Raw genomic sequence first — 24,274 nt, 5'->3', positions numbered from 1 at the left:
GCATAAAATGTTCTTACTGGAGAGTAGCACTCTATAGATCAGCGGCGTATATTTTCGCCATATCCCTTTCATTATTATGGTTTATACCCAAGTAACCTTAGACTCAGGTTCAATGAGAAGTGATTCACTTTTGGGGTATATCGTTCAAAAATTATTGAACACCATTCATGCTTTAAGGTGCTTATTGTGACTATTTCGCTCAAATCTCGTTCCACCCACTTATTAGTCGGGCTTGCGGCACTCAATGTTTTTATTTGGCTGTGGGCATTTATTTCCTTTCAAGGTCACTCCATCTTACTTGGGAGTGCATTGCTTGCATGGACTTACGGCTTACGCCACGCGGTCGATGCAGATCATATTGCTGCCATAGACAATGTGACACGAAAAATGATGCAACAAGGAAAAGAACCGATTAGTGTCGGTGCATTTTTCTCTCTAGGTCACTCCACTATTGTGATTTTAGCTGCAGCTTTAGTTGGCATCGCCGCCAGCCAATTTAGCCATAAACTTGATTGGTTTCAATCAGTTGGAGGCACCATTGGCACATCAGTATCGGCACTTTTTCTGTTAATACTGGCTATTATCAATGGCTTTATTTGTCGTGACGTGTGGCAGCAATATCAGCAAGTTAAGCAAGGTAAATCGCTCGACCAAGACGCGGCGATCGGCGGAGGGTTAATGACGTGTTTATACCGCCGCCTATTTCGCTTCATTAATCACAGTTGGCAAATGTATCTGGTTGGTTTTTTATTTGGCTTGGGTTTTGATACCGCGACCGAAGTCGGTTTACTTGCCATTTCCGCCACAGGTTCTTCCAATGGGTTAACGCTAAGTTCGATTATGGTCTTCCCCGCCCTATTTGCAGCGGGAATGGCACTCATCGATTCAGCAGATAACATCGTTATGGTCAAAGCCTATTCATGGGCGTTTGAGCAACCTTTTCGTAAGCTCTATTACAACCTAACTATCACCGCATCGTCTCTTGTTATCGCTCTCTTCATTGGTGGATTTGAAGCCATGGGATTATTGGCCGATAAATTAGGCACTGATTCGGTATTTAGCCATTGGATTGGAACCGTCAATGACCATTTAGGGAACGTAGGCTTTTGGATTGTCGGCCTAATGCTCGCCTGCTGGTTAATCTCATTACTCAATTACCGCTTACGCGGCTACCATAAGATGCCTATCGGTACGATTTAAATCATCTCACGCTATAACACCTATAAACAATAGGCGTTATAGCACCGACATCCATGCCGACTCTGGCAATAAGTACAGCCCTGCCGCATGTTGCGATCCTTGGCCGACAATATGGCCAATACCACCAGCCATGACTGCTAACGTCACATCAAACGCATTTAGGCTATCACCAAAACCCGCCGTCAAATTAAACATCGATCCATTAGCTAACAGATAAATGGTTTTGTCATAGAGCTGATATGCATTGATAAATGGCATTGGTTGTTGATGCGTGGCATTTTCTTGCAAAAATGCGACATCAATTTCTTTAGCAACATGTCCAACGTTCAGAACAAACACACCATCTTTCATATTGGCAAGATGCTCTGCACTCAGCACATTATTGGCTCCGGTTGCCGTAGCAAACACATCGCCTTCGTCAGTTGCTTGCGCCATGGAGATCACCTGCCATCCATCATATTGAGCTTGCAGAGCACGGGCTGGATTGGTCTCAACGATTTTGACCTGACCACCGTATGCCTTAGCCGCCTCCGCAGTCCCCTGCCCGACTAGCCCATAGCCAATGACAATCACCACTTTTTCATGCAAGGTTAAGTGGGTGGTTTGAAAGAATGTATGCCAAGCCGTTAAGCCGACCATATGGCGATTATGCAGCCCTTCTTTTACGGGTAAATCGTCCCAATTAAAGATGGGATAACTAGGTTCAACATCGCCAAGACGGCTAATCCCTGAGCCTGTCGCTTCCAAACTGGCTTTAACCGACGCCTCTACTTCACTTCCAAGAAAACGCTCATGCAAACGAGTGGTTAGATCAGCCCCCATTTCACACAAGTGAGTCGGTAACCATTCCAACGCTAAGTCAAATGAGCGCGACCATTCATCATCGCTCATATCACGCCAAGCGTATGCTTGCGCACCTTTACTGACAAGGTATTGCACTACATCATCTTGGACTGTGGTTGGATTACATGTCGTTAGGTAGATCTGAGCCCCTTTATTAATCAGCCCTTCAACGAGTGGAATCATTTTTAAATCTAAATGCATATTGCAGGCTAAACGAATACCATACAGATCAGGTAAAGCAGCCACCGCAGCAGCAGTGCGCTTCATATGTAACGTGGTCCAGTTAAGCTCAGCAGTAAAATCCTTGTACATGACAGTCTCCCAAAAATTGACTGAGAGATTATAACCTATACCCAAATGTTCAGGAAACAGAGTCTTATCAATGTGTTCGGTCGAAGTTGAACGGATCTCACCGACATGAAATTAAGATGGACGTTAGATACGATAAGGTTTTTATAACCGGGAGAGATAGAAGGAAAGAGTAGGACAACCACCCTATTTATTGTGAAGCGTTGAGCTTACCAGTACGCAGTTTGAGTTGATTATTAATTGTGCGCGTAGCCAAATAAATAGAGTGATAGAAAAGCTTTAAAATTTTGCTCTACGTCGAAAACAATCACGACGGAGCTCTGTGACCGAGTCTAGTAATGATAAAGATGACTCAAGTAACTATCATTCAAGACTGGAACAGATTAGATATTGAGCGCGCTTTGAACTGGCGCATTATCACGACGAATGAACGCTAGGTTCGCAGAAGAAGTGGTATCTTCTAAGTCGTCAATCTCTTCACGAGACAGAGAAAAATAAGCTTCTGATTGCATCAAAAATTGCTCTAAAGCATTGTTATGTTGTTCCGTATTATTTTTCAAATTACCCATATACTCCTCTTTGGTTGATTTTAGGGTCAACAAACACTCCTTTTAAATTTTGTTGTTGAACGCTGTTTATTATACATAACTGAGACATAAAAACCAGTACCAACTTTGGATAACAGTATATTTTTGAACAAAAAACTCTTTATTTTGATGATATAAGCCGCTGATTTTAAAGAATTAATATTGATATACAAAAAACTATATTAATGTAATTTAAAAACATCAATTAACCTCTTTAAATTAATTTAAGGTTAAGTAATTAACTTAATTATTGGTTTATTCATCGCTATGTCTATTTTATTTCAAATTACTGTCAGGCTTCTTTATAGTACAACGACTGATTTGCCTAAGAGCGAAACCATTCTCGCTGATAAATTCGCCATCACACTCTTGAGCATCCCAACGAGAAAAAGTGCCCCCAACAACATAAGCGCGCTACTCACTGTACTAAACATCAACGGCCAAAATTATAAGTGCTCCTCAATAACAACAAAACCACTACTAAATAGCATTCAGTAGTGGTTTCCGTTGCTTATATCAATACTATTTAGTCACTTTCATCAACGATGATCGCGAAATGCATCATTGATCTTTTTATCAGTGTTGTATTGGCTCAGGGCATACACCGACCATATTGCTGCGGGGACCCAACCAATGACCGACAATTGCAAAATTAAGCAGATGATACCTGCGATTGGACGACCAATGGTAAAGAACTGAAGCCAAGGGATTAAAATCGCCAGCAATAATCTCATAATATTTCCTTTTACTGCATACGCTGTACGTTCGAATGCTCGAGGGCTATCAATACGGTGAGCCTATACATACAGCGCAAAGGTGTTTGACTCATGGAGAGAGGTAGCCCATTGCGCTAATCACTTCGTAAGAATCTAAAATTCTCACCACTTAGGCTTACAGCTTGCAAACGTCACAGGACAGCTATGCCTTAGTTAACAGAGTTAACGTCAATGGGAAGCGCGAGAATATCGATGTTACTCATTATTAATGTCAGCATTGAGCGTGAGAGATGTCAGGATTATGTCTGGCAACTTTCTGCCTAAGCTATTGATTAAAACAACATTAGAGCTATGTAGACGTTTAATACGTTCAACCTAGAGAAAGAGTAAGTGCAGTAGAGTTAGCTATTTTAAAGACGAAGGTTTAACCGAAGCGAATTCCCAAAATAGGTCATCTTCTCCTACAATTTCTAGCTCAGCCTTACGATACAGAGCTATCGCTGCGTGATTATTTTTAAAACAAGATAATGTTAACGACTTTCCTAGATAAAATGCTTGGCGCTTTAACTGGCTGATTATCTCAAAACCGATCCCTTGCTTCTGATTCGCTTCTGGCACCACTAATAAATGCAAATGAAGAGTCTCTTTATCATGGTGATAACAGATTACCGCTTCATTTTCAGTGTCATCGCGTACCCAGTAGAACCAGTGACATGGCAAGTTTTTGTGAAAGCGTTCATATTGAAACTCTTCATCCCAGCCAAGCGCTTGATCAATGACATCAAACAACCCTGCTCGAAACCAGGGATAAGCATGTTGATATTCACTCATTTTGAATGGAATAAAACGCACATTTCCTCCATGAACTCAATTCTGCGCGACCGGATATATCGATGAGATTGATACTCTGTCGTCTATAGCTCCATCTGAACATCCAATTCATAGGAATCCGCTATATGCGATATCTATATAGTGAACCCAATTGGGTATAAAGTTAACTTACAACATACGCTTAGCTAACGGAAGACTCACATTGCATAATTATTAGCAAGACGAAGTTGGAGGAACTGTGACAACGCAGTGCATGAATAATGAACAAGATGGCGAAAAAGCCGACTTAGTCATCAACGTGCATGATGGAAAGAGTTGGAATAATCGCGATTTAAAGGAGAATTGTTGTAAAAATAGACATAAAAACGCCAAAAAATACCAAACTAACTCATTGATTTTTATAAATATAAAAAAGAATTTGCAACATTTTATTCAAAAACAGAATTTAACGCTAGTGTTCATCCGACTTGTGTGTATAATTGCCCTCAGTTCTTAGTTAGAGCTATTAATGAAAAATTTAGTACAAGTCTTTCCCAGCGATTCATCGATACCCTCGTTTATCACTTGCGTCAACTTAGCTTCATCGTCCATCTAATAGCATCTATTAAGACTTATATTGTAAACAATCTAGACTATATAAAGAGGTATCTATGTCTGCGAAAGTAACTGGTTCTGTAAAATGGTTCAACGAAACTAAAGGTTTTGGTTTTATCTCTCAAGACAACGGCGGCAGCGACGTATTCGTACACTTCCGTTCAATCGTTTCTGACGGTTTCAAAACTCTTGCTGAAGGCCAACGTGTAAGCTTCAACGTTGAGCAAGGCCAGAAAGGCCCACAAGCATCAGAAGTTACTCCTCTGTAAGCTTGTTGTATTTGGCGTGACTCCGGTCACGCCATTAAATTCTCTACTCACACTCCCCCAGCTGTACCTTCTCTTTTAATTCCCACATTCTGTTATTTAGGCTTCTGCGCTACCAATAAAAACATGGGATAAGTACGTCTGTCTGCTCCATCTTCAATCTCGACATCAAAATAGTGTTCACATTGAGTGACGGAAAACCCACACTCTATCGCCAAATCAATCAATTGTTGCGTATCGAAACCATTATGGCCATCAAATTGCTTGATATGCCGATGAAAAGAGCCATCCTCAGTAAATAGATCGCCTACAATCAACACCCCACTGGGTTGTAACCTATCGAACGCATGTTGAAAAAATGTTTGTGTATCAGGTATGTGATGCAACACCATTAGTACAGTAATGGCATCGGCTTTGACATCTAACTGAATGAGACTGCTTATTTGATGAACAACAGCATTCTCGATTTTATAATGTGCAATTTTTTGGCGCGCAACATCCAACATGTTGCCAGAGCTATCAGCCAGATGAACGTGATCAAAATGACTTGCCAGCTGTAAACCAAGTAAGCCTGTTCCACAGCCAAAATCAATCACTGTGTGAGTATCGATCACCAAACGCTTAACTGCTTGCACAGTTGCACTAGCCCGCGCTACTTTATGAGGATTATCATCCCACTCTTTGGCTAAACTATCGAAGTAGTCATTAGAATTCATACACACTTTCCTTGTATCGAATATACCAGCTTAGCATCACCTTCCATCATCATTCTGTATCACTACGACTTTCTAGTGGTATCTGCACACCTAGCGCACTAAATACGCAACTATAAAGCAGCTGATTTAACTGACTTGGATCTTGTGTTTGCTGCACGATTTGAGCACCACAGGGCATCGCTACTGCCATACACTGCTCAGGGGATATAGTTCTCCCCCCTGTAACCGCTTTATTATTCCATATGTCACTATCGCTGCAAAATGGTTGTAAGTCATCTACAGTTGGTGCGGTAAGAGCAAAAGCATAAGTAGAAAATGAGGTTATAGATAAAGAGAGTAATACTGCTTTTCCCCAACAAGACAGGCGTAATTGGTTCATTCCATCTTTCCTTTTATCATCCATCACTGGAATCAATCATAGAAAGCTTATTTCAAAACTTGGTTAAAGTGGTGAAAGAATAACCACACCATACCAATACGACAACGTCTTATATGCAAAAATCTGGCGCAATATTGCATTTCCATTACCAAAAAGAATATGCAGTAACATACTGTTTTAGAAGATAAATATTCAACACAATTTGCGAGGAAATTTCTTATTATTTTTTATTAAATGAACGTTCAATTAAAAACATTTCAGACTAACTAAACAACTGAGATACTAACTAATATTTCATTCAAAAAACCTTATCACAACACCTATTTCAATAACCAAAATATCCAATCATAAAATAATTTAACCCTACCGAAACTGATAAATTTACCACTCTGAAAACTCACCTTATTAGACTATTTATTTCAACAAGAAATCAACAACCGATAAAGATTATAAATTATTGTTTTTAAATGGTTATTTTGAAAAAAATCATGACATATTTATATTTAAAACCAGCACATTGAAATTTAATCTAAATCAAAGTAAATTAGAAAATATTCAAACACGAAATAGCTTAAATTATTTCATTTAAGGAAATGATTATGGTTTGTAAATTTGTATCCCAAAATTTCTTGTGTTAAGGTAATTCAATCAAAATCAATAAAGGAGTATTGTTTTGGGATCACGAACGTGTAGTTCACTCAATACAGATAAAGAAGATTGTAGGCATATTTTTCAACACACGATTACTTATTTATTGCCCTGACAGAACTGTCTGATTATCCGTTCTACTAGCACTTAGGCCTTTCCTAGTGTTGGTTGGAAGAGTAGATACTTGGATGTGTTGTCACGCGCAACCTTTGATACAAAACATCATTGATAGCGCAACATTTCCCCCATCCAGACGATATCTACTCCAAAACTCTAGAAAGAAACAGGAGTCAGTTATGTCTGTAATGAAGAGTTATAATTTTAAGTACATTATTATGATCTGCGGAGTCGCTGCACTTGGTGGATTACTATTTGGTTACGATACCGCTGTTATTTCCGGTGCGATTAACCCGATTAAACACTATTTTGATTTAAGTTCTGTTGGTGTGGGTTGGGCAGTATCAAACGTCGCAATCGGTTGTATCATTGGTGCATTTGTCTCAGGCGCATTAGCCGCCCGAGTCGGTCGTAAAAAGGCGCTTGTTATCGCCGCCCTTCTTTTTACTATTTCCGCTTTAGGCGCGTCACTCGTCGATTCGTTTACATGGTTTATCATCTACCGCATGATCGGTGGTCTAGCTGTAGGACTAGCCTCTGCTATCTCACCCATGTACATGAGTGAAGTGTCACCACGTCAGATTCGTGGTCGAGCCCTGAGCATGCAAAACTTCGCCATTGTTGGTGGTCAAGTAGTTATCTTTATCGTGAACTTTATGATCGCCAAGGGTGCGTCACAAGCATGGTTAACCGATATGGGTTGGCGAGTCATGATCGGTTCAGAAGTAATCCCTTGTGTCGCCTTCTGCATCTTTGTTCTCTTTATTCCAGAATCGCCTCGATGGTTAGTGATGGTTAACCGCTCTAAAGAAGCAAGAAAGATTCTGAAAAAAATTGGCGGCAAAGAATACGCAGATAACATGCTGCAAGCGATTGAAGAATCTTTACAGGAAGACTCTAAATCCAAAAATTCACAACCATCTGCACGAGATCTTATCAAACAAAGTCGCTTTTGGTTGTTCGCATTCCTTGGTTGTACCGTCGCGGTAATTCAACAATCAAGCGGGGTTAACGTCATGATGTACTTCGCCCCAGTCGTATTAGAAAAAGTCACGGGTAATACCGAAACAGCGATGTTCATGACCATCTGGATTGGTGTATTCCAATTAATTGGTACCGTTATTGGCTCAATGCTGATGGATAAATTGGGTCGTTTACCGCTATTAAAAGTCGGCTCTATTGGTGCTGTTGTAGGTTTAACGGTCACCGCCTTCTTTATGTATCACTCAGCCGGTTTAACCGGCGATGCAGCCATCCAAAGTGGTTATTTCACTTTATTTGGTATGCTGATATTTATGCTGTTTTTCTCCTTCTCTTGGGGATTAGGAGCATGGATCGTGATTTCAGAAATTTTCCCGAACCGTATGCGTTCTGCAGGTATGTCTCTGGCAATCACGGCAATGTGGGTAAGTAACTTTGTGATCGGGTTAGTCTTCCCGGTTTTAAACGAAAACCCATGGCTAAACGAACACTTTCATGGTGCAGCACCGATGGGAATGTTCGCCGTCATCATGGTTTTAGCAACGTGGTTCATCTATCGATTCTTACCTGAAACCAAAGGGGTTCAGTTAGAAAAAATGGAAGATCATGTGATGAAGCACCTAAATCGAGACAAAAAATCTCGTCTATCTGCCTCAAATACGCCAAGATGGCAAAATAATCGTCTAAGAACAGGAGAATAAGATGAAAGTAGGTAAAATCTCGAAATCAGCAAAAAACCTGATTCAACAAGTCGCTCTTACCGTCCTAGGTTGGATTGCACAATCAGGACAAGCCATTCATCCTTTTAAAGGCAGTGAACGGTTAATTGATGCGTACCACGACGATATTGGTGTTTCTGCGCGTAATGCCTAGAAACGCACGATAACACTCTCACTTAACCAATGAGAGCTGGCAATTTGCCAACGTGTATCATTTCAGATGCCCTTGCGTTGTAGAGAAACTTCAACGAAAAGGTGGTAGGTCATCTGAAATGGTGTTGAATACCTAACCGGGTATAAAAAAGCCGCTGACAGTATCAGCGGCTTTTCTTTTCCATTCAATTCAAGCATTCCTGCGTCTTTGGGTATCACGAATTGACAGTTACGGCTGTCCCTTGGGGCCTGGCTTAGATTGGCATTCGTTAAATATCCGTTTGGTACACGTTTTACACACCTCATTATCTACCCCTTCGACAGCCACCCTTATTGAATTCTCAGCCGTAACAGCGGTCGGTTTATCCAAGAATGCCTGACTTAACTCGCGAATTTTAAGATTATCGATAACAAAGCCGAGCAAAGAGCAAGGCAAAACGCGGCACTCCCCTTGGGGATTGTTCATATTGTCTAACAAAAAATGTTCACCGGATAAATCGATAAAATTAACGCCGCGCATAACCAAAATACAGTGAGTAATACCGTTCTTTGCATACTCATGTAGGATATTTTGTACGTACGTTGTAGACCCAAAATAAAGCGCCCCCTCTACCCGCAAAATTTTTATCTTGGGACACTCCTCTAAATGATAGCGTTCAACTTTACGGAGCTCACGTTTACCATGTCTTTCGATTGGCGCAACTTCAGTCAGTTTTGGTAACACGGTGTTTGAAAGAAACACTAAATAGGATAACCCTATGCCCACATAGATAGCGTATTCCAATTTGATAAACAGTATACAAAAAAAGGTGCCTGCAAAAATGAGCAACTCAGAGCGGCTTTTACCGATTGCACTGACTATCCCTTTAATATCGAATAAATTCCATGCAATAACCATGATCCCAGCAGCCATAACAGACATCGGAATATATTGAGTCATTCCCGGTAGTAACAACATTACGATAAGCACAAAAAGTCCGGAAATGACACTAGCGATGGGTGTTTTTGCCCCAGAATCAAAATTCCCTCCGGAGCGTGTGAAAGAACCGGAGCTGGGATAACAACTAAAAAAAGCCCCCACCAAATTTGAGATCCCCTGACCAATAAACTCCCTATTACCCTCTACTTTTTGCTTAGAACGCAGAGCAATCGAACGTGAAATAGACGCCGCTTCAATCAACCCTAAAAAGGCAATGGCTGTCGCCGCTGGAAGTAATTGAGACAGTAAACTTGATGAGAATTCAGGCAGTGTCAATGTAGGTAAACTACCCGACAAAGCGGTCACCATAGGGATAGGTGCTGACGTTGTAGGGGCGATAAAATAACACACGGTTGAACCAATGATCATTGACCCTAAAAGATAGGGAACCTTTTTGATATAGCGTTTCCAGATAAGTGCGCTCACAACGGTAATCCCGCCAATCGATAATACCGTGATGTTAGTTTGCCCTATTCCTTGCCATATTGCTGATAAATACCCGATTAATGTTGGCGAAGAGGAGACCTCGATACCGAGTAAATATTTGAATTGACTCGCGGCAATCAAAACAGCAGCACCCGAAGTAAATCCTTGAATAACCGTATGGGAAATAACATCAACCAATCGCCCTACTTTTAATACAGCGAGCGCTAATTGGATAACACCAATCATTAACGTAATCAACGCGACTAATGACAATATCGAAGCATTATTCACATTGTGTAATGCGGCTAGCGATGTTGCGAGCACCATAGATAACGCCGCTGTTGGCCCTGAAATCATGTGTTTCGAACTACCAAAGATAGCCGCTAACGTACCAGAAATGATGGAGGTATATAAACCAACTTGTGGGGGTAAGCCCGCAATAATAGCGTAAGCAATACCTTGTGGTAATACTAATACAGCGCCTGTTAAACCAGCCCAAAAGTCGTCTTTTAGCGTAGTAGGATTAAGCCAGGCGACTGAGTGACGATTAAACATACGAGAAAAAAACATGATAAATCCTTAGCATAAGTCAAAGGCCGCTAACCTTTGACTCTTTAATTCCGATAAATTAGGCCTTCACTTTAATATATCTAAACAATCTCACACTGCTAAAGTAGGCAGATAAATTGCTAGCGACAGTAAAGGTAATGAGCCAAGTTTACATCAATCTGCAATAAATCCGAAAAAACGGCTCAAGGTTGAGATGCTCGTGGGACTGATTCAAGATTCGATTGCTTCCTCAGAAAACACTTAGACAGCATCGCGCAATACAATTTAGTGTTGAACGCTAAATTGTATTGCTATAGTTAAAGGGAATGACCATTCCTGCCGCGATTGAGCTTGACCTAGGCTCGTTGATGAAGCTCTGAATCCTGCATCTTGAGGTCATTTGTATAGCTAGATAATTAGAATTACGCCCTGAAATGAACTAAGGATAATGATTTGTTGCTATTGACTCGGCAACAGCTTGTAGAAATAGACGGTTGCAGCAAGCTCTCCATCAGAGCTTTTTGCAAATTCAGGTATTTGTCCGGCTTCTATGTACCCCACTTTACAATACAACAACGAAGCGACGTCCCCTAAGCGGGTATCTAGGACCAATAACCGCAGCCCTATCTCTTTCGCGTAGGTTTCTAAACTCGCAAGTAACTGCTTTGCAATCCCCTTGCCTCGCATAGTGGTATGCACCATGAGCTTTTCTACCTCACCTCTATGTTTGCCATTGGGTTTATAAGTCAAAGACAGCTGAACAGCACCAACAACACTCCCCTCCTCGACCGCAACCCAAAGGAGGCGGGAATTTCCCTTAATATCTTCTGCAACATCTTTCCAGTAACTGATTGATTCACTAGGCTGAATAGGAGCAATAAAACCTACAGAAGCGCCGCCATTAACACTATCTGTCAATAATACTTGCAGGTCATCAACATAGGGATCAAGTGAGTCGATAATCTTTATGAATTCAATGGTCATGTAAATGCTCAGGGAAAGTAAGTTGATAGTAACCGACAGATAGCCAGCGTTCGTGTTTATAGCCGACATGCTCAAATTCGCCGACTTTTTTAAAGCCTAGAGATTCATGTAAACGCTCACTTGCAACATTTGGCAACGTCACGACACCAATGACATTACGTTTACCCAACTGCTTTAAGCGAACAAGCAATGCTTGATAAATGGCTTTACCTAGCCCTTTACCTGTCGCTGTAGGATCGAGATAAATAGATGGCTCTACTGAAAAACGATACGCGGACCGTTCACGCCATAAGTGGGCGTATGCGTAGCCTAATAACTTCCCATTTTCTTCTACAACTAACCACGGTAACCCTGTTTGCAAAACTTTGTCGATACGCATTTCCATGATCTGCTCATCAACAATTTCTTCTTCAAAGGTTATTACTGTATTTAAAATATACTGATTATAAATATCAACAATTGCTGTAATATCTGTCGCTGTTACGTTTCTAATTTGCATATCCATTCCTTTGATATACCCAAGTCATCTTTAGATGCTGTTCCCGTGAGAAAGTCCTCTTACTAAGCTAAGGCACTGATGTGAAGTTAGAGTCATTCTCCATTGAAAATCACGAATACAGCATAGGAGCGAATAACCCTCGCCCTTTGGGTATATACCTTAGTTACTTTTCACTGAATGCAATTTTGGTGGCTAATCCCAACAGCAAACCACCAGATATGCCTTCTAGCACCCGAGAAAAACGCTGCGCATGTGATGAACGCAATAACCAACTTCCCATCACCGCGTAGGTCACATTGCACAAGGTCGCCAACACACTAAACCACAAACCCAAAACGAACAGTTGTTCAGAAGTATTTTGGGTCGATACATCAATAAATTGCGGCAAAAAAGATAAAAAGAACAACGCCACTTTTGGGTTTAACACACTCACAATAACACCTTGCTTGAACACATTACTATGACTGGACTTACCTGAATCAGAAATCGTTAATGTCGATTGCCCTCGATACATCGCATATAACGATTTAACGCCAAGGTAAGCAAGGTAAAACGCGCCAAGCCATTTCACCGCAGTAAAAGCGACAGCAGAGCTGAGAATAAGAGCAGACAACCCCAAACAAGCGGCTAATGTATGAAATAGATAACCAACACCTAGCCCTAAGGCGGCTTTCATGCCTGCAACCATCCTACCTTTCATTGTATTCGAGACAATGTAGATAACGTCTGGCCCAGGAATCAAGTTGATGGACAAACAGGCAATGGTAAATAAAATAATCGTATGAAGTGTCAGCATAACTGTCCTTGTTCCTCTTAATTGATTAACGCCCGTTACGAATTATTGATAAGGCTGATATATTTGCATGTAACCTTCTGGGTTTGGTACAGAAGAGAATCCATATCTTGCATATAAATCAGCGGCGGTTGAGGTAATCAACAAATAGCGTCTTAATCCCTGTAAATCTGGATGAGATAGAATGGCATCGAGTAATAAATGGGAGCCACCTAACCCTCGATATGGTTCAAGGATGAATACATCGCCCAAATACGCAAACGTCGCATAATCAGAAATAATACGGGCAAAACCAATTTGTTGTTCGCCTTGGTAAAGACCAAAACACAGGGAGTTTTTTATTGAACATTTAACGATATCGAGGCTGATACCTTGTGCCCATTGGCTATGGGTTAAATATTGGTGAATCATTAACACATCAAGTTTATCTGGATCACTGCTTACGCTTAGTGCCGCCATGGCTTACGCTCTTCCTTAATAACATATTAATCAACAATTTATATAACACTCACTCCTAGCTATTAAATAGCGGAGATAAAATTAATGTGCATTAATCACTGTATTGCGTCAAGGCAATTTTGCGCGCTTTATCACTCGATAGAACATGATTAAAACAAGTAAAAGAAAGGAAGTTTGTGCAGAATCTACATTTCATGTTTGATGTATTTACACCTTCATCAAACATGAAATATATACCCTTAGTTAATTGGAATTCAGCGAATCTGTGGTGATCGCATCGGCCAATTTAATGGTAGGAATTTTGCCGGCATCGAGAACAGTTTCTACAGGTACCTCAGACATCTTACCTGGCTGAAACTCAACATACGTGAACTTAATTCCGAGCAACGCAGATAATACCGCAACCGCTACCGCGATTTTTTTATAGAACAACCTTTGTCGTTTATTTTTCATAATATAGTTATCTATTGATGAATTACTTATTTTATAGTACGAATGGTTCACAAATTCTGGAATCATCATCTCATAGATGACAAAGAAAGGGCATCTTAATAATGAGAACACCCCATTTGATAGTAAATAATATTGGGAAAAGTGATTTAATAACCAATATGTTAGTTTTAAAACCTTTTAAATACTAAGGATAAAAAAGAATCAATCCCTTAAAAACCCAAGGGTATTAGCCAACTTCACGAGAGACTATAGCGTATGTTTTTTAATATAAATATGGTCATCAAAATAGCAACCACCGATTTGATAGTTCTGTGGAATAATCTCATCCAGAATAAAATTGCATTTTTTTAATACACTTTCAGAAGCCACATTACCTTCTGTTACTACCGCTTTAAAGTCACTAATTTTATGGGTTTCATATGCCCAATTTAATAACTCAGTTAATGTTTCAGAACAGTAACCATGACCATAAAATTTAGGGAGTAATAAATACCCTAATTCCGCAATATTATTTTCATACTTGAACCCAGTAATACCCACTTTATTTCCGGTTTCATTTTCAATAATCACTAAACTCAACCAATCCCCAGACGTTAACTCCCAAGGTACCACACGCCCAGCAAATTTTTCCTCGATGGCTTGTTCATCCATAGGATCAAAGCAACGTTCAATGACTCTGTGATCACTGTGTAAATCAAAAAACAAGGTCCTATCTTCTTGTAAAATACTTCTCATTGTTAATCTAGGCGTTGTTATTTTTATCATGTCATCTCTTATCGTTATCTTTATTGTCATATCTAGTTAGAAAAAATTAACATAAACAAAAAGCCATGGCACGTTGGATTACACACCATGGCAGAGGTGAGCCTATTTTTTAAACTTTATTACCATGTAAACATCAAGGCTTTATTTTAAATCTATCCAAATTTTCGTTGCATAAATAAGCTAAATGCACTTGGATAAATCGCTATTTTTGTCGCATCTCACTTATTCTCATTGGCATCCGATCAATATCACCAAACAATTCTTTCAACCCCAAATAATCTAAACGAGTTTTTACACCACCATCCTTACCAACCAGAATAACTGAGTGGTTCCCTAGTCCGTAACTCGTTTTGGCTTGCGTAAATAATTGGGCAGACACTGTGCCAGAATAATTAGTTAAGGTTTGGTTTTTCTGAAACACAAACCACACCACATCTCTGTCTTCAACATCATTGTTTAAGCGTTTTAGTAAGGCCTGAGCATTATTTTGTTGTGTGGTTTCATCGACTAGAATAATTCGATGCTGCCAGCGAAGTTGGTTCAAATCAGCGAGTGGCGCGGCGACAGCAGAACCACTGATAAGTCCTAAACACAATAGACTGACGGCTTTGATAATCTTCATACGTTAACCTCTCTTAATTCGTTCCACTCATATAATGAGTTTGGTAGAGATTATTGAAAGTGGCAATAAACCGTCAGTTTGGTATTCATAGTACGCACTAAGAAAGATCAGTAATCAATCACAACGCTTTGGAAAAGTAAATTCTATCAACGTCATACATAGGGAAGTGAGGCAATCGACCTGTCTCGATATAATCCAACTTTAAATAAAAATTGGGCGCTTGATTAGAAAAGGTATCCACAAAGATATGGGTTACACCTTGTTTCATGATTGTTTTTTCTAAAGCGATCATTAATTGGCGGCCATACCCTAATCCACGTAGAGTTTCAGGCAACCAAAGAAATTTAATATAGAAGCTAGTATACAAAAGTGACCCCGTCACTCCACCTACAATATTACCTTGCTCATCTCGTAGATAACAGGCTAGGTTCTGTTCTTGAGCATTGGGAAAACTCGTGGCATGGTATGAAGATAACCCTTGATAGATGACATTAATATCTCGATCTTGAGGGCTTGAGTCGATAGTAATATTCATGACAATTCTCGTTGAATTCGTTGAGCATTGTCTGTTATGTGGTGAGTTAGATAGATAAGTTCCAGTGACAAATTACAAGCTATAAGCGATTTAACACAAGCTCAGCAACATTAACCTTGCACCTGAGAGATTTACCCAAGCAACCTCAAGATGCAAGGTTAATTGTCATCATTAGGCATCTTCAAGTGTGTCGAGCATTTTAGCTCGCGCGCGACATGCCAAATAGTTCATATCAATACCTTGTAAATTAAGCAATTTACCAACGGCAGGATAGAGCTCTCCGAGCACTTCACTTAACGACTCTTCAAGCGCGCTTACCGCTTGTTCTGAACCTCGGATCACCTCAATATTGACACTATCACCCGAAAACTTATGTTCAAACAAAGGAACTCTAGCCCCGTTCATGGCCGAATGAACACTAAACCATCCTTCTTGTTCATCAACTTGAGTAATCGTCACACTAGCACCATTGACAGCCAGGTAGCCACCAACAAAAATATACCGTTTCCAAGCAACTGGAAAACTAAGCATCAAGCTATATCTTTGCTCGTGATACGAAACATCAATGATCTGGGCTTGAAAGTCGATATCACCTTTGAGTAGGCGTATCTTATCGTCTTGCAGCGACTCTTGAGCCAATGAAACATGCACGATAGAGCCTATATCACATAAGCATAATGTGGTGGAATAAAAATCGGCGGATAACAATTCGAATACTGCGCTATCGTTATCTAGACAATCAACGACCATAAATCGTACCCCGTCTATGACCACATCAGCACCAAAACATAAACCTCGATAAAAATCGTGATGACATTGCAACGTAAATTGCACACCACCATCCACTTGGCTAACACCCGTTACTTTAGCCACGGATTGCACGAGACCTGTGAACATATTTTATATTGCCTTTATTATTGTTGTTGAGAACTTTCGTCCCTTCTCAAAGAACACGTAGGACTCAATCCTACTCTGCACCTCAAGTAACTGTGTATTAATTATACAAAGTGTAAGTCTTAAAATTCTAAAATGAGCATCTTAATGATATTAAGTAGAGAAAGCTAACATAGAACGTAGAAAATACCCACTGTTAGCCATTTTATGTCTTTTGGTTAATCAATTCATATAAACGCTTAATTTTATATTAAAAAACATAATGTTATAGAAATATAAACTAAGTTTACTTCTTTTCTCAACACAATAAGTTGAAATACAATTTTGTAAAATATGTTTTAAATGTGAGAATCTACCCAAACTTTAGCTAGTACCCTCGAAATTAGTGGCCTGATAATAACTGACTGTAGATTCCCAGCTCATACCGCCTAATAAACCAATCGTTTTCAATTGTTATTCCTTATTGATGTTATTTGTAACCGTGATGGCACAGGTTAATAATCTTCTCTTGCCTTTAACGATGAAAAATCAGACATAATGGCCGATTGATATGCTGGGCGTTGCTTTAGTTCTGCATACCAACGCTGAACATTCGCTGGCAATTTTATCTCTAATCCTTGGTTCACGAGACGAAATATAATCGCTCCAAGCGTAATATCGGCCAATGAAATCTGATGTCCTGCGATAAAAGCGTGATGACCAAGTGGTTGATTAATTTTTTCTAAACATGTCTTGCAGCTAGCCAAAGCACGCTCAATTTGCGTATGATCACGCTTACTTTCCGGCATCCGATAATATCCCCAAAAGAGATCCATAAAAGCAGGCTGGAAAGTACAATGCGCCCAATCCATCCAACGTTCATACAATGAACGTTGATACGCATCATTGGCATACCATTTCACACCACCATATTGCGCGGCTAAATAACGTAAAACGGTGTGCGACTCCCATACAACTTTTTCACCATCAATCAATACGGGTACTTTTTGCATCGGATTTAGCGCAGCAAACTCTGGTTTATCAAGCCCACCAAACTCACCGCCGACTTGAATAGATTCAAAATCTAACTCCAGTTCACCCAATAGCCACAACACTTTTTGGACGTTGAACGCCGTTCTTCTTCCATATAACTGCATATTTTTCCCTAAAAAAATAGCGATCAGTGAGCAGATCGCCATCTCATTGTCAGTAAATATTAATTAGGACGCGACAGCCATCCGCGACCGATACAAATGTGCATGAGACAGAGTATATTCCCCTGCCACTTCACATTGAATGTCAGCTCCATAAAGCTGATCTAATGGTTTTCCATAAGCGTATACGTTGACTTCTTCACCCGTATTTTGTTCGATAACATTGATTTCTATGCGGCGATATCCGTCCACTTCGTGGATTCGCTCAAGAGAGTCCATTTCTGCGAGCGCGGCGTCATCTACCATAAACACTTGACCTGACACCTGATAGCCATGACCTTTATTCAGAATCAGCCAAGGTGAATGACGCTCACCAACTAAATAAAATGGGTAACGATACTGTGTTTTAAATTCGCCAGGGTAACGAAGACCTTTATTCGTTTTATAGTTTGGAAACCCTTCCTTTAATGTCCCGAAGACAAACACTTTGTGCATGAAATTATCCTTACTTCAAATAGCAAAAAGCGAGGCCGCTAGGCACTGCTAGATGGAAAACCTATCACTAAGAGCGGGCATAAACTGACTTAAAAAGCATCGCATGGTGAACGATGCGGTCGCTCTAGAATAATAAGCATATGCACTTCTTTTCTCATAAATCGAGTAAAAATACCAGCTTAGTTTGGGTGCTTTTCTTTTTAAATGAGAATCCTTTTCCACCTACTCAGTTATGCGACACAGTCACTTTAATGTTCAGGAATATCATGAGCACTGTTACATACGGTATTTTTTGGACAGTATTTATCTAACAACATTAACGTAACGCCATTCGTCCAACCAAAACCATCTTGCAGCGGATATTCACCACCGCCTCCTCCACCTAGCTTATCTCCAGATACAACGTATTTTTCTACCAGCTTATGTTCTTTATCGTAAGTGGCTTGCACATTACGTAAAAATCGTAATCCAACCTCTTTGGCAACACCATCAATCTGATAAGACGATAAACCTTCCACTGCCACCCATTGCAATGGAGCCCAGCCATTAGGTGCATCCCATTGCTGACCCGTATGGATAAGTGTGGTCGTTAAACCTCCGGGGTTCAACAACTTAGATTCTACTGCGCGAGCAACCTGGTTTGCTTGCGGCTGACTGGCGACGTGTAAAAAGAGAGGGAATAGCGTTGCTGCGGTTAACTGATCATGCAATTTTCCGTCATGCCAGTTGTAATCGCCATACCAACCAGCAGAACTATTCCAGAGATAACGGTTAATCGCCTCTTTATGCAAATTCGCATTGGTGATCATCTGTTGCGCGAGTGCATCTTTATGATCTAACTCATAAGCGTAAGCGATGACTTTTTGTAGGTGATACACCAAACTATTTAAATCGACGGGTAACAGATCGGTCGTTCGGATTGTCACTAATTGTTGAGGGTCGCTAAACCAACGGGAACTAAAATCCCATCCTGATGCGGCTCCTGCACGCAAATTACGGTAGAGCGCTTTCTTGGCCTGTTCACCATTACCCGAACCAATATCACTCGCAAGTTTATTGGCGGTGGATACATCATCTAGCCAAGATTCTGTGCGAGGAACATTGCGCGCATCCCAATAACGATTAAGTACTGAACCGTCGGCCAATTTAACCACTCGTTTATTCGCCTTTCCGTTTTTAAGCTCTTCAATTCCATCCATCCAATAGTTGTATTCAGTGACGAGCTGCGGCAAATATTTAACGTAAATATGATCGCCTTTATGGCTTGCGAGTAAGTCAATCATCAAGCTAAAAAATGGCGGCTGTGAACGGCTCAAATAGTAGCTACGGTTACCATTGGGGATCAGGCCGTACCGATCGAGTTCGGCAGCAAAATTATCCACCATCTCTTGTACAACATCCCAATGGCCACTTTCTGCTAACCCTAACATCGTAAAATAGCTATCCCAATAATAGACCTCTCTAAATCGCCCACCGGGAATCACGTAAGGCTCTGGCAGCGGAAGCAGCGAATCATAAATACCGGCCGCTTGCGTTGTTCTAGTTAACTGCGGCCACAAGGTATCAATATGAGCCCGTAGTGTTTGCCCTTCGGGCGGTACATAACCATCAGCAGAGTTAGGCAGAATAAAGTGGTCTTGAATAAAGGTGGCGAGTTCAAATCCTGGTTGCTGTTTTTGGTGTTGCCATGCTTTCACAATATCTTTAGGTACGCCTTTGGGCACAGCATCAGCAAAGGTTTTCTGATCAGGAAAAATCTGTTGCTGCTGTACGGCTTGAAACAGTTGACCAAATAAGACATCAGGAGGCTCTGGCTTACTTTGAGCCAACAAGGGATGACAAACCAATGCCGCCCCAATACATAACACCCGCAGAGTGGGCTGATTGAGAAACTGACGGCGCTGTGTGTCTGCATGCTCATTTTTCTGTCTCATGAATCACTCCTTATGCAAAAGCATGTAATGTAAGTGATGATAGTACGTTCATGAGTAGAGAAATTAGACACTCCCCACAATACAATAGGTTATAAATTAGGGGATATAGAATACCGGAAAGCGCCACCTTAAGACATCATAAGCATGGCGCTGACTTCGTTTTGACCTGATATTAGCGATTGACCATGGCTACAGATTGAGACGCTGTATGCTGGGTTTTAAATAGAGCCGCTAGCGATTGCTCGTTATCAACACGCTCGACCTGCCAATCATGAGAATCAGTGCTGACCAATTCAGGATCGCGCTCGCGAAGCACTTGTTCCAAGGCATCTTTATCCACTTTTCCATCTTTGACGACCTTATCCATTTCTTGTGGGGTTAACGTCGAAGTATGCCCCCCTGGTAAATAGATAGTACCGTTCGAAAAATCGACCGCAAACGCCACCACACCAGGAATAAAGAAAAACAGCAACCCAATGGCATCTAATACGGCAATTCCGACATCAATCCTACCATCCACTTGTCCCTTGCGCTCTGGGTGAATAATGGTGCCACAAGCGACTAAATTGAAGCACAAACAAAAAGAAACAGCTAAAGAAACTATCGATTTCATAGTTTTCCCCATCAAAGTGTCGAACAATGGGTTTAAGTCTAGTTAATCTCAGGAATTTTTCGTCATCGGCAAGTGAAGGAACCGCAAAATCTAGACAACAGACATTTTGCTGTTAGTCATTTTTATCAGCCGCTAAATAGAAAAAACAGTCAGAGAGGAAGAAGAACATGGTGCCCAAACTTTACGCTAGGCACCGAGTCGATGAACATTAGTCGATCGTAACAACGCGGTTTTCTTTGGCACTGATGATCGCGCCATCAAGAATCTTTAATACTTGCACGACCTGCTCTGGAGGAACGGGTAATTCAGCACCTTCGCTGACCGCTTTGGCGAATTGATTGTAGTAAGCAAAGTAAGCCCCCTGCTCGGATGGCACAGCAACATCGCCTTGAGCCGTACGTAAAATTGGCCAACGTACTTTTTCTTCTACGCCCCACTGCGCTATGTTGTTCACGGGACGTTCACCAGCAAATAACGCATTAGCCTGAACATCACTCATTTGTGATTGCATACTGCCTTTTTCACCATAGACGATAAATTCTTTCATTTGCACATGATTTAACTTACTCGCCGATACATAAGACGTTGCACCGCTCTCATGCTGTAGGGTTAAAACAAAGCTGGCATTAGTGGTTCCTTGAGGTAACTCTACTTCATCAATATGAGCATAAACAGATTTAACCGAACCCAATAAATACACTGCTTGGTCGACAACATGGCTGCCTAAATCACGCAGTAACCCACCGGTTGGACCGGGCTCTAACGAATCTGGGTCATCACAATCAAGGCGTGAGTGCATCCGCCAAATTTTGCCAAGTCTGCCCTCATCCATCGCTTTGCGCAGAGTACGAACATCCGTATCAAAACGGCGGTTATGGAAAGCACATAAAACCACCCCTTTTTTCTTCGCCGCATCAAATAGCCCCTTTGCGACTTCCGCATTAGGCGCAAATGGTTTGTCTGCGACGACATGGAGCCCCGCTTCAATGGCCTCAAGGACTAGATCTCGCCGGGTTTCTGGAGGAGTAGAGATAGTCACAGCATCCACGGTTCCTGATTGGATCATGCTGGTTAAACTATCGAAGACAGGCATATCTGGAAAGTCTTGTTCAATTGCAGCCAGCTTCGCTGGCGAACGTGCCACAATACCTGTTAACTCTAGGTCTTGCGCTGCTTCAATAAATGGTGCATGAAAATACTGACCACCCGTACCATATCCCACTAGACCAATACGCATAGAGTCCTCCTCCATTGAATTATTATGAAACTACTACCCTACACCTCTAGCACGCAGTTTGCCAATCGAACTGATTAACCTCAATTTATTCGACGTGAACAATCGTTCGGCCATCTTTCAAACAAGAATCGATGCCTTCTCCTTTTAGTTGCTCACCCAAAGGGGAATGCGGCGTAACCACCACCAGCTTTCCCTCATTCAATTTTGTTCCACCACAATCGGGTAACAACCAATACATGGAATCATCATCGAGTGTAATGACTGCACCAACGGCAATCTCATCATCTTCCTCAAATTCTCGCAGCACTAAGGCTTTGATACGCGCAATCATCGCATCACAATCAGCGACTCGCTGCGACTGACCATGTGCAAGATAAGCCGCTTCTAATCCGACGGTATCGTATTGTGTTTCCGCTTTACTCTGTTCATGCGTAGCCAAATCATGAGCACTACTGGCTGCATCAAATGCAATTTGGCGCTGAGTATTGAGCAGCTCTAAAAGCTGTTGGCGTAACAAAGTCTTATTTATCATGGCTCGTTAGGTATTCTAATGGAACAACATGCAAAGTTTATCAAAGACACGACAGGGTTACACAGAGTAATTTTTTCAACCGTAACGAGATGTATCCATTAATGAAATGGTTATAATGAGCGTTTTATTTAGTAGGCATCACCGCCTTAACGACCATAATAAATACACTAGCACATGAATAATAAACTGAATTCTATGACGCCTTCTCGAGTCATCCGATTTTTGATCGGCGATGACAATGTTCCAACGTTTCATAGAGTGCACCACACTTTTCTTATGGTGAGTTTCTGTTTTTATGTATTTGCTGGACTTTTTAACACCTTATTTCTCCATCTCTATTACCTGTTCAATATCGCCTTTATCACTTTAGGTCTTTCTCAAATCGTCATCTGGTATTATTCCAGGTTTAAAAACCATTTTAGGTCGATGGCTATCCTATACATAGCGCTGCACTACCTGTTCATAATTCCAGCAAATTGGTTTTTCAATGCTGGATCCCAAGGGCCAACATTCGCCTACCTCTATCTCGCTGTAATTTATTCCGTATTTGTATTTTCAGAATTAAAAGTTTTCAACGCGTTTGTGGTGCTCATTTTATTGGGGGTTCCCAGTGGATTATTAATTATTGAGTATTATTACCCTGCTGCAATTTTGGGTTACTCTGGCGCAATGTCACGATTAACAGACCTTGTTATCAACTATTTCATTTCCATCGCTATTCTAATTACTGTGGTTGTGCTTTACACCCGAGCACTTAAACGAGAAGTACGACGAGCCAATTCATATTCTCGACAACTACAACTTATCAGTGAAACCGACGGACTAACTCAATTAAAAAATCGATCCTATTGTGTCAATGCATTACGAAGGATTGAAGCGGAAAATAAAAACTTTAACGTTATTATTTTAGATATCGACCATTTTAAAAACATCAACGACACCTACGGTCACGACGTGGGGGATATCGTGCTAAAAAAAGTGTCAAACATATTAAAAATGCACTCCCAAAAGCATGGTGCTCTGCTAAGCCGTTACGGTGGAGAAGAGTTTTTGGTGATCACGTTTTTCCAATCCTTTGACCAAACAATCTATTTGGCAGAATCACTGCGTAATGCCATTAGCCGTGCTTACTATGGTTTACCCAAGAACGTCACCATAAGTCTTGGCGTAGCCAAATCTGTCCCCAATGAGGAGTACAGTAATGTGATAAAAAGAGCAGACCAGGCACTTTACCATTCCAAACATATCGGCCGAAATAGTGTTTCAACTTTTGCCACCGAGTAATACTTTCGATCCATACTTAAGTAAGATTG

At 40.9% G+C, this 24,274-nt stretch carries 27 protein-coding genes; 5 read left to right on the top strand and 22 right to left on the bottom strand.

All coding sequences use genetic code 11. The annotated features are described in order from the left end of the window. Positions 1-186 precede the first annotated feature (186 nt). Positions 187-1,200: a HoxN/HupN/NixA family nickel/cobalt transporter gene (locus tag I1A42_RS07350; RefSeq protein WP_329604808.1), complete on the top strand. Its 1,014-nt coding sequence runs from the start codon at positions 187-189 to the stop codon at positions 1,198-1,200. 36 nt (positions 1,201-1,236) lie between these two features. Here the strand turns inward: I1A42_RS07350 and I1A42_RS07345 are convergent, their stop codons facing one another. The 4 genes from I1A42_RS07345 to I1A42_RS07330 all read right to left on the bottom strand — a co-directional run bounded on the left by I1A42_RS07345 (position 1,237) and on the right by I1A42_RS07330 (position 4,507). After that, the gene (locus I1A42_RS07345; RefSeq protein WP_196123073.1) at positions 1,237-2,355 is read right to left on the bottom strand and encodes an adenosylhomocysteinase; all 1,119 of its coding nucleotides are present in this window, start codon (positions 2,353-2,355) and stop codon (positions 1,237-1,239) included. A gap of 380 nt (positions 2,356-2,735) precedes the next feature. Continuing rightward, entirely contained in the window at positions 2,736-2,921 is a 186-nt protein-coding gene (locus I1A42_RS07340; protein ID WP_161155233.1) for a hypothetical protein, read from the bottom strand. A 557-nt stretch (positions 2,922-3,478) separates the two neighbouring features. Beyond that, a complete protein-coding gene (locus tag I1A42_RS07335; protein WP_196123072.1) occupies positions 3,479-3,673 on the bottom strand; it encodes a YqaE/Pmp3 family membrane protein in 195 nt (64 codons plus the stop codon). Between the two features lie 387 nt (positions 3,674-4,060). Next, a complete protein-coding gene (locus I1A42_RS07330; protein ID WP_196123071.1) occupies positions 4,061-4,507 on the bottom strand; it encodes a GNAT family N-acetyltransferase in 447 nt (148 codons plus the stop codon). A 629-nt stretch (positions 4,508-5,136) separates the two neighbouring features. Here I1A42_RS07330 and cspE point away from each other — a divergent pair. Then, positions 5,137-5,349, top strand: coding sequence for a transcription antiterminator/RNA stability regulator CspE (gene cspE / locus I1A42_RS07325; RefSeq protein ID WP_161155238.1), 213 nt, complete (start codon positions 5,137-5,139; stop codon positions 5,347-5,349). A gap of 92 nt (positions 5,350-5,441) precedes the next feature. Here cspE and I1A42_RS07320 read toward each other — a convergent pair whose 3' ends face one another. After that, the gene (locus tag I1A42_RS07320) at positions 5,442-6,062 is read right to left on the bottom strand and encodes a class I SAM-dependent DNA methyltransferase (RefSeq protein ID WP_196123070.1); all 621 of its coding nucleotides are present in this window, start codon (positions 6,060-6,062) and stop codon (positions 5,442-5,444) included. Positions 6,063-6,111: 49 nt separating this feature from the next. Beyond that, entirely contained in the window at positions 6,112-6,441 is a 330-nt protein-coding gene (locus I1A42_RS07315) for a hypothetical protein (RefSeq protein ID WP_161155242.1), read from the bottom strand. Positions 6,442-7,277: 836 nt separating this feature from the next. On the opposite strand from I1A42_RS07315, the gene I1A42_RS07310 reads away from it, so the two are divergent. Together I1A42_RS07310 and I1A42_RS07305 are read left to right on the top strand one after the other, a co-directional pair. Then, positions 7,278-8,888, top strand: coding sequence for a sugar porter family MFS transporter (locus I1A42_RS07310; protein WP_196123790.1), 1,611 nt, complete (start codon positions 7,278-7,280; stop codon positions 8,886-8,888). A gap of 1 nt (position 8,889) precedes the next feature. Next, positions 8,890-9,060, top strand: coding sequence for a hypothetical protein (locus I1A42_RS07305; RefSeq protein WP_196123069.1), 171 nt, complete (start codon positions 8,890-8,892; stop codon positions 9,058-9,060). A 228-nt stretch (positions 9,061-9,288) separates the two neighbouring features. Here I1A42_RS07305 and I1A42_RS07300 read toward each other — a convergent pair whose 3' ends face one another. From I1A42_RS07300 to I1A42_RS07220, 16 genes are all read right to left on the bottom strand, one after another. Continuing rightward, positions 9,289-11,034 (bottom strand): SulP family inorganic anion transporter, encoded by a 1,746-nt coding sequence (locus tag I1A42_RS07300; RefSeq protein ID WP_196123068.1) that lies wholly within the window; start codon positions 11,032-11,034, stop codon positions 9,289-9,291. 438 nt (positions 11,035-11,472) lie between these two features. Further along, positions 11,473-11,997, bottom strand: a complete 525-nt coding sequence (locus I1A42_RS07295) for a GNAT family N-acetyltransferase (protein WP_196123067.1) — start codon at positions 11,995-11,997, stop codon at positions 11,473-11,475. After that, complete coding sequence (locus I1A42_RS07290; protein ID WP_196123066.1) at positions 11,987-12,496, bottom strand: GNAT family N-acetyltransferase; 510 nt, start codon at positions 12,494-12,496, stop codon at positions 11,987-11,989. Before I1A42_RS07290 ends, I1A42_RS07295 begins: the two co-directional genes overlap by 11 nt. A 163-nt stretch (positions 12,497-12,659) precedes the next feature. Continuing rightward, positions 12,660-13,289 carry a LysE family translocator gene (locus I1A42_RS07285; protein WP_196123789.1) on the bottom strand — a complete coding sequence of 210 codons (630 nt, stop codon included), beginning with the start codon at positions 13,287-13,289 and terminating at the stop codon, positions 12,660-12,662. Positions 13,290-13,334: 45 nt separating this feature from the next. Then, positions 13,335-13,748 (bottom strand): GNAT family N-acetyltransferase, encoded by a 414-nt coding sequence (locus I1A42_RS07280; protein WP_161155252.1) that lies wholly within the window; start codon positions 13,746-13,748, stop codon positions 13,335-13,337. Positions 13,749-13,991: 243 nt separating this feature from the next. Beyond that, a complete protein-coding gene (locus tag I1A42_RS07275) occupies positions 13,992-14,201 on the bottom strand; it encodes a hypothetical protein (RefSeq protein ID WP_161155254.1) in 210 nt (69 codons plus the stop codon). A 246-nt stretch (positions 14,202-14,447) separates the two neighbouring features. Further along, positions 14,448-14,966, bottom strand: coding sequence for a GNAT family N-acetyltransferase (locus I1A42_RS07270; protein ID WP_230389352.1), 519 nt, complete (start codon positions 14,964-14,966; stop codon positions 14,448-14,450). 202 nt (positions 14,967-15,168) lie between these two features. Further along, the gene (locus tag I1A42_RS07265; protein ID WP_196123065.1) at positions 15,169-15,588 is read right to left on the bottom strand and encodes a DUF4174 domain-containing protein; all 420 of its coding nucleotides are present in this window, start codon (positions 15,586-15,588) and stop codon (positions 15,169-15,171) included. Positions 15,589-15,706: 118 nt separating this feature from the next. Then, the gene (locus I1A42_RS07260; protein ID WP_196123064.1) at positions 15,707-16,123 is read right to left on the bottom strand and encodes a GNAT family N-acetyltransferase; all 417 of its coding nucleotides are present in this window, start codon (positions 16,121-16,123) and stop codon (positions 15,707-15,709) included. Positions 16,124-16,294: 171 nt separating this feature from the next. Further along, positions 16,295-17,020 carry a riboflavin synthase gene (locus tag I1A42_RS07255; protein ID WP_196123063.1) on the bottom strand — a complete coding sequence of 242 codons (726 nt, stop codon included), beginning with the start codon at positions 17,018-17,020 and terminating at the stop codon, positions 16,295-16,297. Positions 17,021-17,511: 491 nt separating this feature from the next. Then, the gene (locus I1A42_RS07245) at positions 17,512-18,153 is read right to left on the bottom strand and encodes a glutathione S-transferase family protein (RefSeq protein ID WP_196123062.1); all 642 of its coding nucleotides are present in this window, start codon (positions 18,151-18,153) and stop codon (positions 17,512-17,514) included. A 63-nt stretch (positions 18,154-18,216) separates the two neighbouring features. Next, positions 18,217-18,645 carry a gamma-glutamylcyclotransferase family protein gene (locus I1A42_RS07240; protein WP_196123061.1) on the bottom strand — a complete coding sequence of 143 codons (429 nt, stop codon included), beginning with the start codon at positions 18,643-18,645 and terminating at the stop codon, positions 18,217-18,219. Between the two features lie 248 nt (positions 18,646-18,893). Next, positions 18,894-20,579, bottom strand: coding sequence for an alpha,alpha-trehalase TreA (gene treA / locus I1A42_RS07235; protein WP_196123060.1), 1,686 nt, complete (start codon positions 20,577-20,579; stop codon positions 18,894-18,896). Between the two features lie 172 nt (positions 20,580-20,751). Further along, positions 20,752-21,192: a hypothetical protein gene (locus I1A42_RS07230; RefSeq protein WP_161155287.1), complete on the bottom strand. Its 441-nt coding sequence runs from the start codon at positions 21,190-21,192 to the stop codon at positions 20,752-20,754. Positions 21,193-21,400: 208 nt separating this feature from the next. Continuing rightward, positions 21,401-22,429 (bottom strand): Gfo/Idh/MocA family protein, encoded by a 1,029-nt coding sequence (locus I1A42_RS07225; RefSeq protein WP_196123059.1) that lies wholly within the window; start codon positions 22,427-22,429, stop codon positions 21,401-21,403. Positions 22,430-22,514: 85 nt separating this feature from the next. Continuing rightward, entirely contained in the window at positions 22,515-22,961 is a 447-nt protein-coding gene (locus I1A42_RS07220) for a hypothetical protein (protein ID WP_196123058.1), read from the bottom strand. Positions 22,962-23,546: 585 nt separating this feature from the next. Between I1A42_RS07220 and I1A42_RS07215 the strand changes: the two genes are divergently transcribed. Further along, positions 23,547-24,245 carry a GGDEF domain-containing protein gene (locus I1A42_RS07215; RefSeq protein ID WP_196123057.1) on the top strand — a complete coding sequence of 233 codons (699 nt, stop codon included), beginning with the start codon at positions 23,547-23,549 and terminating at the stop codon, positions 24,243-24,245. The last annotated feature ends 29 nt before the right edge of the window (positions 24,246-24,274 follow it).

This window comes from Vibrio nitrifigilis, from assembly GCF_015686695.1.
Lineage (GTDB): Bacteria > Pseudomonadota > Gammaproteobacteria > Enterobacterales > Vibrionaceae > Vibrio > Vibrio nitrifigilis.
Note: the sequence above shows the minus strand (reverse complement) of the source record. Positions and strands in the feature narration are given on the sequence as shown.

Bases quoted from the DNA above. Each gene is read 5' to 3' on its own strand.
- I1A42_RS07295 (WP_196123067.1), bottom strand. From the start codon at position 11,997: ATGACCATTGAATTCATAAAGATTATCGACTCACTTGATCCCTATGTT.
- cspE (WP_161155238.1), top strand. From the start codon at position 5,137: ATGTCTGCGAAAGTAACTGGTTCTGTAAAATGGTTCAACGAAACTAAA.
- I1A42_RS07315 (WP_161155242.1), bottom strand. From the start codon at position 6,441: ATGAACCAATTACGCCTGTCTTGTTGGGGAAAAGCAGTATTACTCTCT.
- I1A42_RS07300 (WP_196123068.1), bottom strand. From the start codon at position 11,034: ATGTTTTTTTCTCGTATGTTTAATCGTCACTCAGTCGCCTGGCTTAAT.
- I1A42_RS07310 (WP_196123790.1), top strand. From the start codon at position 7,278: ATGTGTTGTCACGCGCAACCTTTGATACAAAACATCATTGATAGCGCA.
- I1A42_RS07255 (WP_196123063.1), bottom strand. From the start codon at position 17,020: ATGTTCACAGGTCTCGTGCAATCCGTGGCTAAAGTAACGGGTGTTAGC.
- I1A42_RS07245 (WP_196123062.1), bottom strand. From the start codon at position 18,153: ATGCAGTTATATGGAAGAAGAACGGCGTTCAACGTCCAAAAAGTGTTG.
- I1A42_RS07340 (WP_161155233.1), bottom strand. From the start codon at position 2,921: ATGGGTAATTTGAAAAATAATACGGAACAACATAACAATGCTTTAGAG.
- I1A42_RS07335 (WP_196123072.1), bottom strand. From the start codon at position 3,673: ATGAGATTATTGCTGGCGATTTTAATCCCTTGGCTTCAGTTCTTTACC.
- I1A42_RS07265 (WP_196123065.1), bottom strand. From the start codon at position 15,588: ATGAAGATTATCAAAGCCGTCAGTCTATTGTGTTTAGGACTTATCAGT.
- I1A42_RS07305 (WP_196123069.1), top strand. From the start codon at position 8,890: ATGAAAGTAGGTAAAATCTCGAAATCAGCAAAAAACCTGATTCAACAA.
- I1A42_RS07240 (WP_196123061.1), bottom strand. From the start codon at position 18,645: ATGCACAAAGTGTTTGTCTTCGGGACATTAAAGGAAGGGTTTCCAAAC.
- I1A42_RS07220 (WP_196123058.1), bottom strand. From the start codon at position 22,961: ATGATAAATAAGACTTTGTTACGCCAACAGCTTTTAGAGCTGCTCAAT.
- I1A42_RS07320 (WP_196123070.1), bottom strand. From the start codon at position 6,062: ATGAATTCTAATGACTACTTCGATAGTTTAGCCAAAGAGTGGGATGAT.
- I1A42_RS07280 (WP_161155252.1), bottom strand. From the start codon at position 13,748: ATGGCGGCACTAAGCGTAAGCAGTGATCCAGATAAACTTGATGTGTTA.
- I1A42_RS07270 (WP_230389352.1), bottom strand. From the start codon at position 14,966: ATGATAAAAATAACAACGCCTAGATTAACAATGAGAAGTATTTTACAA.
- treA (WP_196123060.1), bottom strand. From the start codon at position 20,579: ATGAGACAGAAAAATGAGCATGCAGACACACAGCGCCGTCAGTTTCTC.
- I1A42_RS07275 (WP_161155254.1), bottom strand. From the start codon at position 14,201: ATGAAAAATAAACGACAAAGGTTGTTCTATAAAAAAATCGCGGTAGCG.
- I1A42_RS07225 (WP_196123059.1), bottom strand. From the start codon at position 22,429: ATGCGTATTGGTCTAGTGGGATATGGTACGGGTGGTCAGTATTTTCAT.
- I1A42_RS07345 (WP_196123073.1), bottom strand. From the start codon at position 2,355: ATGTACAAGGATTTTACTGCTGAGCTTAACTGGACCACGTTACATATG.
- I1A42_RS07260 (WP_196123064.1), bottom strand. From the start codon at position 16,123: ATGAATATTACTATCGACTCAAGCCCTCAAGATCGAGATATTAATGTC.
- I1A42_RS07290 (WP_196123066.1), bottom strand. From the start codon at position 12,496: ATGCAAATTAGAAACGTAACAGCGACAGATATTACAGCAATTGTTGAT.
- I1A42_RS07230 (WP_161155287.1), bottom strand. From the start codon at position 21,192: ATGAAATCGATAGTTTCTTTAGCTGTTTCTTTTTGTTTGTGCTTCAAT.